Annotated in this window: 12 protein-coding genes; 9 read left to right on the top strand and 3 right to left on the bottom strand. The window is 69.9% G+C overall.

What is annotated here, in order from left to right; translation table 11 throughout:
• The first annotated feature begins 71 nt into the window (after window positions 1–71).
• The 5 genes from cyoB to scpA all read left to right on the top strand — a co-directional run bounded on the left by cyoB (window position 72) and on the right by scpA (window position 6,178).
• Window positions 72–2,072: a cytochrome o ubiquinol oxidase subunit I gene (gene cyoB / locus ACLBYB_RS17760; protein WP_100252086.1), complete on the top strand. Its 2,001-nt coding sequence runs from the start codon at window positions 72–74 to the stop codon at window positions 2,070–2,072.
• A gap of 4 nt (window positions 2,073–2,076) precedes the next feature.
• A complete protein-coding gene (gene cyoC, locus ACLBYB_RS17755; RefSeq protein ID WP_020093234.1) occupies window positions 2,077–2,709 on the top strand; it encodes a cytochrome o ubiquinol oxidase subunit III in 633 nt (210 codons plus the stop codon).
• Complete coding sequence (gene cyoD, locus ACLBYB_RS17750; protein ID WP_020093233.1) at window positions 2,706–3,101, top strand: cytochrome o ubiquinol oxidase subunit IV; 396 nt, start codon at window positions 2,706–2,708, stop codon at window positions 3,099–3,101. The genes cyoC and cyoD overlap by 4 nt, the downstream gene beginning before the upstream one ends.
• 74 nt (window positions 3,102–3,175) lie before the next feature.
• Window positions 3,176–3,895, top strand: coding sequence for an SURF1 family protein (locus ACLBYB_RS17745; RefSeq protein ID WP_447699554.1), 720 nt, complete (start codon window positions 3,176–3,178; stop codon window positions 3,893–3,895).
• A gap of 117 nt (window positions 3,896–4,012) precedes the next feature.
• Window positions 4,013–6,178 carry a methylmalonyl-CoA mutase gene (gene scpA / locus ACLBYB_RS17740; RefSeq protein WP_091677589.1) on the top strand — a complete coding sequence of 722 codons (2,166 nt, stop codon included), beginning with the start codon at window positions 4,013–4,015 and terminating at the stop codon, window positions 6,176–6,178.
• A 55-nt stretch (window positions 6,179–6,233) separates the two neighbouring features.
• On the opposite strand, the gene ACLBYB_RS17735 is transcribed toward scpA, so the two are convergent.
• Window positions 6,234–7,346, bottom strand: a complete 1,113-nt coding sequence (locus tag ACLBYB_RS17735) for an alpha/beta hydrolase (protein ID WP_447699553.1) — start codon at window positions 7,344–7,346, stop codon at window positions 6,234–6,236.
• Between the two features lie 217 nt (window positions 7,347–7,563).
• On the opposite strand from ACLBYB_RS17735, the gene ACLBYB_RS17730 reads away from it, so the two are divergent.
• Window positions 7,564–9,198 carry an alpha-D-glucose phosphate-specific phosphoglucomutase gene (locus ACLBYB_RS17730; protein WP_447699552.1) on the top strand — a complete coding sequence of 545 codons (1,635 nt, stop codon included), beginning with the start codon at window positions 7,564–7,566 and terminating at the stop codon, window positions 9,196–9,198.
• 126 nt (window positions 9,199–9,324) lie between these two features.
• On the opposite strand, the gene ACLBYB_RS17725 is transcribed toward ACLBYB_RS17730, so the two are convergent.
• The gene (locus ACLBYB_RS17725; RefSeq protein WP_020093228.1) at window positions 9,325–9,804 is read right to left on the bottom strand and encodes a GNAT family N-acetyltransferase; all 480 of its coding nucleotides are present in this window, start codon (window positions 9,802–9,804) and stop codon (window positions 9,325–9,327) included.
• Window positions 9,805–9,997: 193 nt separating this feature from the next.
• On the opposite strand from ACLBYB_RS17725, the gene rpsD reads away from it, so the two are divergent.
• The gene (gene rpsD, locus ACLBYB_RS17720; RefSeq protein ID WP_010686187.1) at window positions 9,998–10,615 is read left to right on the top strand and encodes a 30S ribosomal protein S4; all 618 of its coding nucleotides are present in this window, start codon (window positions 9,998–10,000) and stop codon (window positions 10,613–10,615) included.
• A 111-nt stretch (window positions 10,616–10,726) separates the two neighbouring features.
• On the opposite strand, the gene ACLBYB_RS17715 is transcribed toward rpsD, so the two are convergent.
• Window positions 10,727–11,029 (bottom strand): hypothetical protein, encoded by a 303-nt coding sequence (locus ACLBYB_RS17715; RefSeq protein ID WP_447699551.1) that lies wholly within the window; start codon window positions 11,027–11,029, stop codon window positions 10,727–10,729.
• A 102-nt stretch (window positions 11,030–11,131) separates the two neighbouring features.
• Between ACLBYB_RS17715 and ACLBYB_RS17710 the strand changes: the two genes are divergently transcribed.
• Together ACLBYB_RS17710 and ACLBYB_RS17705 are read left to right on the top strand one after the other, a co-directional pair.
• Entirely contained in the window at window positions 11,132–11,470 is a 339-nt protein-coding gene (locus ACLBYB_RS17710; RefSeq protein WP_042670839.1) for a DUF2293 domain-containing protein, read from the top strand.
• Between the two features lie 95 nt (window positions 11,471–11,565).
• Window positions 11,566–11,775, top strand: a complete 210-nt coding sequence (locus tag ACLBYB_RS17705) for a TOBE domain-containing protein (protein ID WP_020093225.1) — start codon at window positions 11,566–11,568, stop codon at window positions 11,773–11,775.
• Window positions 11,776–11,843: the final 68 nt, after the last annotated feature.

Here is an 11,843-nt window from a genome sequence, read left to right as displayed (position 1 = left end):
GCGCGTGCTGACAGCGGACTCCACACACACAACCGGCGGTCGCCGTCGAACCCACTGAACGGGCCGATCCCATGTTCGCAAACCTGGACCTACAGCAGCTGCTCGTCGGGCGATTCACGATCGAGCAGATCCCCTATCACGAGCCGATCCTGCAGGGGACGTTCGCCGGCGTGGCCGTCGTCGGCCTCACCGTGCTCGGCGTCATCACCTACTACCGCTTCTGGGGGCCGATGTGGCGTGACTGGATCACGTCGATCGACCACAAGAAGATCGGCATCATGTACTGCATCTTCGCGGGCATCATGCTGCTGCGCGGCTTCGCCGACGCGATCCTGATGCGCTCGCAGCAGGCGGTCGCGTTCGGCGACCAGCAGGGCTTCCTGCCGCCGCACCACTACGACCAGATCTTCACCGCCCACGGCATGATCATGATCTTCTTCGTGGCGATGCCGTTCGTCACGGGGCTCATGAACTTCGCCGTGCCGCTGCAGATCGGCGCCCGCGACGTCGCCTTCCCGTTCCTCAACAACTTCAGCTTCTGGATGACGGTCGCCGGCGGCATGCTGGTGATGGTCTCGCTGTTCGTCGGCGAGTTCTCCCGCGCCACCTGGCTGGCCTACCCGCCCCTCTCGGGGGCGGCGATGAGTCCCGGCGTCGGCGTCGACTACTACATCTGGGCCCTGCAGATCGCCGGCATCGGGACGCTGCTCTCAGGGATCAACCTGATCGCCACCATCGTGAAGATGCGGGCGCCCGGCATGACCATGATGAAGCTGCCGATCTTCGTCTGGTCGTCGCTGTGCACCAACATCCTGATCGTGGCCGCCTTCCCGATCCTCACGGCCGTTCTCGCGATGCTGTCGCTCGACCGCTACGTCGGCACGCACTTCTTCACGAACGACCTCGGCGGCAACGCCATGCTGTACTTCAACCTGATCTGGATCTGGGGTCACCCGGAGGTCTACATCCTGATCCTGCCGGCGTTCGGCGTGTTCTCGGAGATCACCTCGACCTTCTGCGGCAAGCGCCTGTTCGGCTACACCTCGATGGTCTACGCGCTGGTGGTGATCACCATCCTCGCCTACCTCGTGTGGCTGCACCACTTCTTCACGATGGGCTCGGGCGCGGACGTGAACTCGTTCTTCGGGATCACGACCATGATCATCTCGATCCCGACGGGCGCGAAGATCTTCAACTGGATGTTCACGATGTACCGCGGCCGGATCCGGTTCGAGGTGCCGATGCTGTGGGTGGTGGCGTTCATCGTCACCTTCGTGATCGGCGGCATGACCGGCGTCCTGCTCGCTGTGCCCCCGGCGGACTTCGTCCTGCACAACTCGCTGTTCCTGATCGCGCACTTCCACAACGTGATCATCGGCGGCGTGCTGTTCGGCATGTTCGCCGGCGTGACCTTCTGGTTCCCCAAGGCCTTCGGCTTCAAGCTCGACGAGTTCTGGGGGAAGATGGCCCTCGTGTTCTGGGTGACCGGGTTCTACGTCGCCTTCATGCCGCTCTACGTGCTCGGCCTGATGGGCGTGACCCGGCGCATGCAGCACTTCGACGACCCGTCGCTGCAGATCTGGTTCGTGATCGCGGCCATCGGCGCGGCGCTCATCGCCTGCGGCATCGCCTCGCAGATCATCATGTTCGTGGTTTCGATCCGGAACCGCGACAAGCTGCGCGACCTCAGCGGCGACCCGTGGGGCGGCCGGACGCTGGAATGGTCCACCTCCTCGCCGCCGCCGGACTACAACTTCGCCTTCACGCCGGTGGTCCACGATTCCGACGCGTGGTGGGACATGAAGAACCGCGGCTTCGACCGCCCGCTCAAGGGCTACCGGCCGATCCACATGCCCAAGAACACCGCGGCCGGCGCGATCCTGGCGGCGCTGAACTTCACCTTCGGCATCGCCATGGTCTGGTACGTCTGGTGGCTGGCGATCCTCAGCTTCGTGGCGATCTTCGTCGTGGCGATCGCCCACACCTTTAATTACAATCGCGACTACTACATTCCCGCCGACGTCGTCAGTCGGACGGAAGGTCAGCGGACGCGCGAACTGGAGATGGCGTGATCCGATGATGCACGCGGAGACTGCACCCCCCGGCGCCGCGGCGCCGGTCTTCTACCAGACCGACGAGGAGGGCCATCATTCCGAGGGCTCGACCATGCTCGGGTTCTGGCTCTACCTGATGAGCGACTGCCTCATCTTCGCGACCCTGTTCGCGACCTACGGGGTGCTCGGGCGCAGCTACGCGGCCGGCCCCACCCCGAAGGAGCTGTTCGACCTGCCGGGCATCGCGGTGAACACCGCCATGCTGCTGTTCTCGTCCATCACCTACGGCTTCGCCATGCTGGAGATGGACCGGGACCGGGTGAAGCAGACGCAGATCTGGCTCGCCATCACCGGCCTGTTCGGCGTCGCCTTCGTGGCCCTGGAGATCCGGGAGTTCGTCCACCTGTTCCACGAGGGCGCGCCGCCCTGGCGCAGCGCGTTCCTGTCCTCGTTCTACACCCTCGTCGGGACGCACGGCCTGCACGTCTCGATGGGCATCCTGTGGCTCGTCGTGCTGATGGTGCAGGTCAGCAAGCGCGGCCTGATCGTCGAGAACAAGCGCCGGCTGATGTGCCTGTCGATGTTCTGGCACTTCCTCGACCTGATCTGGATCGGCGTCTTCACCGTCGTCTACCTGATGGGAGTGCTGGAATGAGCGCCGACGTTCACAACGCCGCCGCCGGGCACGGCCACCACGACGCCCACAGCGAGGGCGGGCACGGCACCTTCCAGAGCTACATGACGGGCTTCGTCCTGTCGGTGATCCTGACGGTGATCCCGTTCTGGCTGGTGATGGGCAACGTGCTCGACAACAGCCTCGTCACCACCCTGGTGATCCTGGCGCTCGGCGGCGTCCAGATGGTCGTGCACGTCATCTACTTCCTGCACATGAGCACGAAGTCGGAGGGCGGCTGGACCTTCATGGCGCTGATCTTCACCATCACGCTGGTGGTGATCATGCTCGCCGGCTCGGTGTGGGTCATGTACCACCTCAACCACAACATGATGCCGATGGATGCCCACGACGTCATGAAGAACGCCCGCTGAGCGCGCGTTCGGTTTCGAGACCCGCGGGGTCGGGAGGGGGGGCCGATCCGGGCCCCTCCCCGGCCCCGCTCTCGTTGCTGCGGCGCGCCGTGTTCGGCGCCGGCGCGGGCCTCGTCTTCCTGGTGCTGCTGGGGCTCGGGACCTGGCAGGTGGAGCGGCGGGCCTGGAAGCTCGACCTGATCGCCCGGGTCGATGCCCGGGTCCATGCGCCGCCCGTGCCGGCGCCCGGCGCCGCCGCGTGGCCGCGCGTCGGCCTCGACGACGCCTACCGGCATGTCCGGCTCTCCGGCACTTTCCTGCACGATCGCGAGACCCTGGTTCAGGCCGTCACCGAGCTGGGCGGCGGCTTCTGGGTGCTGACGCCCCTGCGGCGGCCGGACGGGACCGTCGTGCTGGTCAATCGCGGCTTCGTGCCCGGCGACCGGCGGGACCCGGCGACCCGGGCGGCCGGGCAGGTCGCGGGCGAGACCGCGGTGACCGGCCTCCTGCGGCTGACCGAGCCCGGGGGGGCGTTCCTGCGCGCCAACGATCCGAAGGACGGCCGCTGGTATTCCCGCGACGTGGCGGCGATCGCCGCCGCCCGGGACCTGACCGACGTCGCCCCCTACTTCGTGGACGCGGACGCGACACCCAATCCGGGCGGCCTGCCGGTGGGCGGCCTGACGGTGATCGCCTTCCCCAACAACCACCTCGTCTACGCGATCACGTGGTACGGGATGGCGCTGATGCTCGCCGGCGCCGTGATCTACCTGCTGCGGCGCGGCCCGGGGGACCGGGACGCCGAGGCCCGCTGAAGCCTGCTGGGGCGCCGGCGCCGCGCGGCCTCCGCGCGAGGCTTGACCGATAGGGGAGTAGCCCGCTCCGAGCGGGTCCCTATAATGGCGTGACAAACGCCACAACGAGTCAACGCCATGACCTCCCGCATCCCGAACTTCGCCGAAGTCCCGTTCTCAGGCGAATCGCTCGCGGTGGCGGCCCCGGCGCTCGGCGAGCCCTGGATGACGCCGGAGGGCATCCCGGTGAAGGGACGCTACGGGCCGGAGGACCGGGAGGGCATCGAGTTCCTCGACACCTATCCGGGGATCGCGCCGTTCCTGCGCGGCCCCTACCCGACCATGTACGTCACCCAGCCCTGGACGATCCGGCAATATGCCGGCTTCTCCACGGCCGAGGATTCGAACGCCTTCTACCGCCGCAACCTCGCGGCCGGGCAGAAGGGCCTGTCGGTCGCCTTCGATCTCGCCACCCACCGCGGCTACGATTCCGACCATCCCCGCGTCTCGGGCGATGTCGGCATGGCGGGCGTGGCGATCGACTCGATCTACGACATGCGCACGCTGTTCTCCGGCATCCCGCTGGACGAGATGACCGTGTCGATGACGATGAACGGCGCCGTGCTGCCGATCCTCGCCCTCTACATCGTCGCCGCCGAGGAGCAGGGCGTGCCGCCGCAGAAGCTCGCGGGCACGATCCAGAACGACATCCTCAAGGAGTTCATGGTCCGCAACACCTACATCTATCCCCCGAAGGGATCGATGCGGATCATCTCCGATATCTTCGCCTACACGTCGAAGAACATGCCAAAGTTCAACTCGATCTCGATCTCCGGCTACCACATGCAGGAGGCCGGGGCGACGAACGACCTGGAGCTCGCCTACACGCTCGCCGACGGCGTCGAGTACATCAAGGCCGGGCTGGCGGCCGGGCTGACCATCGACCAGTTCGCCCCGCGCCTGTCGTTCTTCTGGGCGATCTCGACCAACTTCTTCATGGAGGTCGCCAAGATGCGGGCCGCGCGCCTGATCTGGGCGAAGCTCGTGAAGGGATTCGATCCGAAGTCGGAGAAGTCGCTCGCCCTGCGCACCCACTCGCAGACGTCGGGCTGGTCGCTCACCGCCCAGGACGTGTTCAACAACGTCACCCGCACCAACATCGAGGCGATGGCGGCGACGCAGGGCGGCACGCAGTCGCTCCACACCAACGCGCTGGACGAGGCGCTGGCGCTGCCGACCGATTTCTCGGCCCGGATCGCCCGCAACACCCAGCTGTTCCTCCAGCAGGAGAGCGGCACCACCCGGATCGTCGATCCCTGGGGCGGCTCCTACTACGTGGAGAAGCTCACTGCCGACATGGTCGCCCGGGCCTGGGAGCACATCCGCGAGGTCGACGGGCTCGGTGGCATGGCCAAGGCGATCGAGGCCGGCATCCCGAAGTTGCGCATCGAGGAGGCCGCCGCGCGGGCGCAGGCGCGGATCGATTCCGGCCGCCAGACCATCGTGGGCGTGAACAAGTTCCGGGCCGACGACGAGATGGCGATCGAGCTGCTGCGGGTGGACAACGGCAACGTCCGCCGGCTCCAGATCGACAAGCTCAAGCGCCTGCGCGCCGAGCGCGACGAGGCGACGGTCGCGGACCGGCTCGACGCGCTCACGAAGGCCGCCGACGGCACCGGCAACCTGCTCGAACTCGCCGTCGACGCGGCCCGCGCCAAGGCGACGGTGGGCGAGATTTCCGAGGCCCTGGAGAAGGCCTGGGGCCGGCACCGCGCCGAGATCCGCTCGATCTCCGGCGTCTACAAGCGCGAGGTGGGGGGCATGTCGCCAGTGGTCGAGGAAGTCCGGGCGCTGGTCGAGGCGTTCGAGGAGAACGACGGCCGCCGGCCGCGCATCCTGGTCGCCAAGATGGGCCAGGACGGTCACGACCGCGGCCAGAAGGTGATCGCCTCGGCCTTCGCGGATCTCGGCTTCGACGTGGATATCGGGCCGCTCTTCGCCACGCCGGCGGAGGCCGCCCGGCAGGCGGTGGAGAACGACGTCCACATCGTCGGCGTCTCGTCGCTGGCGGCCGGCCACCTGACGCTGGTGCCGGAGCTGAAGGCGGCGCTCACCGAGCAGGGCCGCGACGACGTGATGATCGCGATCGGCGGCGTCATCCCGCCGGGCGACTACGAGGCGCTGACGGCGGCCGGCGCGGCGGCGATCTTCCCGCCCGGCACGGTGATCGCCGAGGCGGCAGCCAAGCTGATCCGCGCGCTGAACGAGCGGCTGGGCTACGCGGCCCGGCAGGCGGCGGAGTAGGGCGAGCCTCCCGCGGCGGCCGGGCTGGCCGCCGCGGACCTTGTGCCGAAGCGCCTCAGTTCAGCGCCTGCGGGTCCGCCTCCGTGAGGAACGCCCCGACGGCGTGGAGGAACTGCATGCGGTTCTTCTCCATCATCACCGTGTGGGTGCCCTCCCCCAGCTCGACGAAGCGCTTGTAGGGGGCGTGGGTGAGCTTGGTGAAGTATTCCTGCGCCTGGTAGCTCGGCAGGTCCGCGTCCCACTCGGCGTGGATGATCAGCACCGGCACGCGGATCTCGCCCGGGTCGTAGAGCGGCTTGCCGGCCGCCCAGTAGGCGTCCTTGTCGGCGACCGTGCCGTTCGGCGCGCGCAGGACCGGCGGCGACCGCTTCGCGCCGGCCGCGTCGGTCGCGAAGGTCGCGTCGGCCCACTGGTCGAACCAGCCCGCCGGGATCAGGTCGGCCTTCTTGTCCTCGGGCACCCCGGTCAGCCAGCGGGCCCGGGCGCTGTCCCGGCTGACGGTGCGGTAGGCCCCGACCTTGCCACCGCCGCCGATCAGGCCCGGCGTGCGCGCGAGCCATTGCGGCGCGTAGAGGACGAGGCGGTTGACGCTGTCGTTGTGGGTGCTGGTGTAGAGCCCCATGGTGGAGGTCCCCCAGGACCAGCCCATCAGGTCGATCTTCTCGACGCCGCGCCGCTTCTTGATGAAGTCGACGACCTGCCCCACCACCTTGGCGGCGTCGGGCGTGCGCATCAGCGGCGGGTTGTCGTCCGGCGGCGCGTCCATGGCGGCCGGGCGCCCCGACAGGCCGTAGCCCGGCAGGTCCACGCAGTAGACGTCGAAGCCGAGGCCCGCGAGGTAGTCCATGGCCGACATCCCGCCGAGCGGCAGGTCGAAGGCCGTGGAGGACGGGTAGGTCGAGCCGTGCACGTAGAGCAGGATCCGGTCGCCCGGGAACGCGTCGGTGCCGGCCGGGCGCTTGTTGCGCACGTAGATGTCGACGCCCGGCTCGCTCCAGGGCAGGCGGAACTCTTCCGTGGCCAGCCGGGCCGCGGGAGCCGCGACGGCAGGGGCCGCCGCGGCCGCGACCGCCGCCCCGGCGGCGAGCGCCCCGACCAGCTCGCGCCGGGCCAGGCCCCGGCCCGGTCGTGCCCCGTTCGGATCTGTCCGCATCGGTCTGTCCGCCATGGTTTCCTCCGGTCCGCCTTGTCTGGCGGCTCGGGCGATTGAACCGGCGGGTGCCGGCGAGCGCAACGCTCCGGGGCGGCCGGCGGCGGACAGGCGGCGGGTTCCGTCGCCCGATCCGGCGAAACCGCGTGATAAAAGCCCGCCCCTGTCGCCGGGGCTGGTGACGCCGCGCCTCCGCGCGGGCATTGAGGCGGGAGAGCCCGGGAGACGCCCGCTTATGACGACCCCGACGACCGTCGCGACCACGCCCTTCCCCGACCAGAAGCCGGGCACCTCTGGCCTGCGCAAGAAGGTGCCGGTGTTCCGGCAGCCGAACTACGTCGAGAACTTCGTCCAGGCGATCTTCGACACCCTGCCCGACAGGGCGGGTGCCACCCTGGTGCTCGGCGGTGACGGCCGGTTCCTCAACCGCGAGGTGGTGCAGAAGACGCTGCGGCTGGCCGCCGGAAACGGCTTCGGCCGGGTCCTGGTCGGGCAGGGCGGCCTGCTCTCGACGCCGGCCGCCTCCTGCGTGATCCGGAAGGCCAAGGCGCTCGGCGGCATCGTCCTCTCGGCGAGCCACAACCCGGGCGGGCCGGAGGGCGATTTCGGCATCAAGTTCAACGCCGCCAACGGCGGCCCGGCGCCGGAAACCGTCACCGACGCGATCTTCGCGCGGGCCAAGGCGCTGACCGAGTACCGCGTCGTCGAGGCCCCGGACCTCGACCTCGACACGCTCGGCGACACCCGCCTCGGCGCCATGACGGTCACGGTGATCGACCCGGTGGCCGACTACGCCGAGCTGATGCGCACGCTGATCGACTTCGACGCGGTGTCGCGGCTGTTCGCCTCCGGCTTCCGCATGCGCTTCGACGCCATGAGCGCGGTGACGGGGCCGTACGCGACGGCGATCCTCGAAGGGATGCTCGGCGCCCCCGCCGGCACGGTGGTCAACGCCGTGCCGAAGGAGGATTTCGGCGGCCACCACCCGGACCCGAACCCGGTCCACTGCCACGACCTGTTCGACCTGATGCAGGGCCCGGACGCGCCGGATTTCGGCGCCGCCTCGGACGGCGACGGCGACCGCAACATGATCGTGGCCCCGGGCCTGTTCGTGACGCCGAGCGACAGCCTCGCGCTGCTCGCCGCCCACGCCCACCGGGCGCCGGGCTACGCCGGCGGGCTCGCCGGTGTCGCGCGGTCCATGCCCACGAGCCGCGCCGCCGACCGGGTCGCCGCCGCCCTTGGCATCGAGGCCTACGAGACACCCACCGGCTGGAAGTTCTTCGGAAACCTGCTGGATGCGGGCCTCATCACCCTGTGCGGCGAGGAGAGCGCCGGCACCGGCTCGAACCACGTGCGCGAGAAGGACGGGCTCTGGGCGGTGCTGCTCTGGCTCAACATCCTGGCCGCCACCGGCGAGCGCGCCGACGCGCTGGTGCGGGCGCATTGGCGCGCTTACGGGCGCGACTACTACGCCCGCCACGATTACGAGGAGGTCGATTCCGACGCCGCCAACGGCTTGATGGACGCGCTCCGCGAGAAGCTCGCCGGGCTGCCGGGCACGCGGATCGGCGACCTCACGGTGTCGACGGCCGACGAGTTCGCCTACCGCGACCCGGTCGACGGCTCGCTCACCGAGCGCCAGGGCATCCGGATCGGCTTCGCCGAGGACGCGCGGGCGGTGTTCCGGCTCTCGGGCACCGGCACCGCCGGGGCGACGCTGCGGGTTTACCTGGAGCGCTACGAGAACGCGCCGGACCGGCTCGACTTGGCCGTGGCCGAGGTGCTGGCCCCGGTGGCCGCCGCAGCCCGCGCGATCGCCGAGATCGCGCCGCGCACCGGAAGGCCTGAGCCGAGCGTGGTGACCTGAGGAAGCGGGGCGACGCCCCGTCTTTGCGAGCGCAGCGAAGCAATCCAGCGGCGCCAGACTCTGCGGCGGCGCGCCACCCTGGGTCGCTTCGCTGCGCGCGATGGCGGCAGGGCCGGCGCCGATTCCTCAAACCAGGTCCTTCACCATGTGCACGGTGACGTCGTCGTCGCGGGTCCGGCCCGGTCCGTCGTAGAGCTCCTCCCGCTCCACCCGGTAGCCGAGTGCCCCGTAGAGGCGCAGGTTCGCCGTGTACTTCTTGTTGGTGTAGAGGCGCAGTCGCGTCAGCCCGGCCTCGCCCGCGACCGCGTCGGCGCGTCCCATCAGCCGGCTGCCGAAGCCCCGGCCCTGGAAGGCCGGATGCACCGCGACGTTGACGACCAGAAGGTGATCGGCCTCGGTCCGCGTCTCGATCAGGCCGGCGAGATCCGGGCCGGCCACCAGCAGGTCGAAGCGGTGGTCCCGCAGAGCCTGCGCGTAGTCCGCCCGCATGGGGATCGGCAGGCGGCCGATCACCGGGATCCACTTCGTGTAGGCCGCCTCCACCAGCGCCCGGATCGCGTCCGCGTCCGCGGGCGCACCGCGCCGGAGCGCGACTGACTCGTTCATCTGACCTCTCACGGTTGACCGCGGCGCGTCCGTCCCCTAAAGACCCGCCCGTCGATGGGGCTCCGCACGGGGCCCCGTCGCGTTTTCACGCGCACCCGTGGGCGGGATCCTCCCGCCCTGTCGTCCCGGACCGAGAAGGGCCGGGAAAAGGAGGGCGCGTTCCTCATTCTCGTCACGAGAGGACGCGGAAGATATGTCGAAGCGGATTCAGGCGAAGCACAAGCTCGACCGCCGCATGGGCCAGAACATCTGGGGCCGCCCGAAGAGCCCCGTCAACCGCCGCGAGTACGGCCCCGGCCAGCACGGCCAGCGCCGCAAGGGCAAGATGAGCGACTTCGGCACGCAGCTGCGCGCCAAGCAGAAGCTCAAGGGCTACTACGGCAACATCACCGAGAAGCAGTTCCGCCGCTACTACGCCGAGGCGATCCGCCTGCGCGGCGATTCCGGCGAGAACCTCGTCGGCCTGCTCGAGCGCCGCCTCGACGCCGTGGTCTACCGGGCGAAGTTCGTCGCGACCCCGTTCGCCGCGCGTCAGTTCGTCAACCACGGCCACGTCAAGGTGAACGGCGTCCGCGTCAACATCCCGAGCTACCAGGTGAAGGCCGGCGACCTCATCGAGGTCAAGGAGTCGTCCCGCCAGCTGGAGATCGTCATCGTGGCGACCCAGCTCTCCGAGCGCGACGTGCCGGACTACATCGAGGCCGACCACGCCAAGATGACCGCCCGCGTCACCCGCATCCCCAGCTTGTCCGAGGTGCCCTACCCGGTGCAGATGGAGCCGAACCTCGTCATCGAGTTCTACTCCCGCTGATCCTGTCGCCCCGGCGACCGATGGAGGGGCTGCCCGTTCGGGCGGCCCCTTCGCGTTTCGATACCCTCGTCCCGAAGGCCGGCCTCCGGCACCCGGGACGGGGCGCGGGCCTCAGCAGCCGTGGCAGATCGAGCCCATCGTGTGCCGCATCTTGCTATCCCAGGCCTTCGAGCGGGCCTCGGCGGCCTTCTGAGCCTTGATCATCTCGGCCTGGCTCACGGGCTGCGGCAGTCCGGTGGCCGCGGCGTTGCCCGGCGGCTTGGTCTGGCTCATGGGGGTGACCCGGCGGCCGCCCACGATGGGGCCGGCCGGGGTGGCGGGGCCTGGGCCCGCGCCCGGAGCCGGGCTCTGGGCCAGCGCCGGCGTCGCCCCGAGCAGGAGGCCGAGAAGCAGCGCGGGACGAAGAATTGCCATGGACGTGATCTCCCCGGCGGAGGATCCTGTGCCGGCCCCGCCTCATCTGGCGGTGATCCTACCCGATCACACCTTTAAAATCATGCCGACGGCAGATCCCCGGTGAGCGCCGGTCCGCCCCTGAACCGCCGGGAGGCCGTCGCCGCGGCCCTGGCCCGCCTCGCCCCGCGCCTGCCGGATTTCGAGGCCGAGGCCGCCCTCGACCGGGCGCTGGCGAGCCCCGGCCTCCGCCGGGCCGCCCCCGAGACGGCGGCCCGCCTCGCCCTCGTGGCCTACGCGCGCCACGTCTTCACGGATTACGACGAACTCCTCGCGGAAGGCTACGACCGGGACAGCGCCCGGCACTTCGTCCTCGAAGACCTCAACGCCGCGCTCGCCGCCTGGGGCGCCGCGCCGGTCCCCGAGGACGAGCCCGGCGCGCCCGGGGCCGATCCGCGCTGAGGCGGTCGCGCCGGGCTCCGCCATGCTGTAGGAGACCGGCCCGGGGCCGACCCGCGGCCCGTTCCGGTGCCGCTCGTGGAGATTGGCAGAAGACCATGAAGATTAGCGCGCGCAACGTTCTCAAGGGTACGGTCGTCTCGGTGGAGAAGGGGGCGACCACCTCCCACGTGAGGATCGAGATCAGCCCCGGCCAGGTGGTCACCGCCTCGATCACCAACGAGGCCGTCGAGGCCCTCAAGCTCGTCGCCGGCGGTCCCGCCTACGCGGTGATCAAGGCCTCCGACGTCATGGTCGCCGTCGACTGACGACGGCTTGCGCGGCGTCCTCCGGGGAGGGGCGCCGCGCATCCACCACGCTCCGGGCCCGGGCGGGG

It is taken from the genome of Methylobacterium sp. D54C, from assembly GCF_053345595.1.
The sequence above is the reverse complement of the archived record's forward strand: the minus strand, read 5'-3'. Positions and strand labels throughout refer to the sequence as shown.

Coding starts and splice junctions, on each gene's coding strand:
- rpsD (WP_010686187.1), top strand. CDS start 9,998: ATGTCGAAGCGGATTCAGGCGAAGCACAAGCTCGACCGCCGCATGGGC.
- ACLBYB_RS17730 (WP_447699552.1), top strand. CDS start 7,564: ATGACGACCCCGACGACCGTCGCGACCACGCCCTTCCCCGACCAGAAG.
- ACLBYB_RS17705 (WP_020093225.1), top strand. CDS start 11,566: ATGAAGATTAGCGCGCGCAACGTTCTCAAGGGTACGGTCGTCTCGGTG.
- cyoB (WP_100252086.1), top strand. CDS start 72: ATGTTCGCAAACCTGGACCTACAGCAGCTGCTCGTCGGGCGATTCACG.
- ACLBYB_RS17715 (WP_447699551.1), bottom strand. CDS start 11,029: ATGGCAATTCTTCGTCCCGCGCTGCTTCTCGGCCTCCTGCTCGGGGCG.
- ACLBYB_RS17725 (WP_020093228.1), bottom strand. CDS start 9,804: ATGAACGAGTCAGTCGCGCTCCGGCGCGGTGCGCCCGCGGACGCGGAC.
- cyoD (WP_020093233.1), top strand. CDS start 2,706: ATGAGCGCCGACGTTCACAACGCCGCCGCCGGGCACGGCCACCACGAC.
- scpA (WP_091677589.1), top strand. CDS start 4,013: ATGACCTCCCGCATCCCGAACTTCGCCGAAGTCCCGTTCTCAGGCGAA.
- ACLBYB_RS17735 (WP_447699553.1), bottom strand. CDS start 7,346: ATGGCGGACAGACCGATGCGGACAGATCCGAACGGGGCACGACCGGGC.
- cyoC (WP_020093234.1), top strand. CDS start 2,077: ATGATGCACGCGGAGACTGCACCCCCCGGCGCCGCGGCGCCGGTCTTC.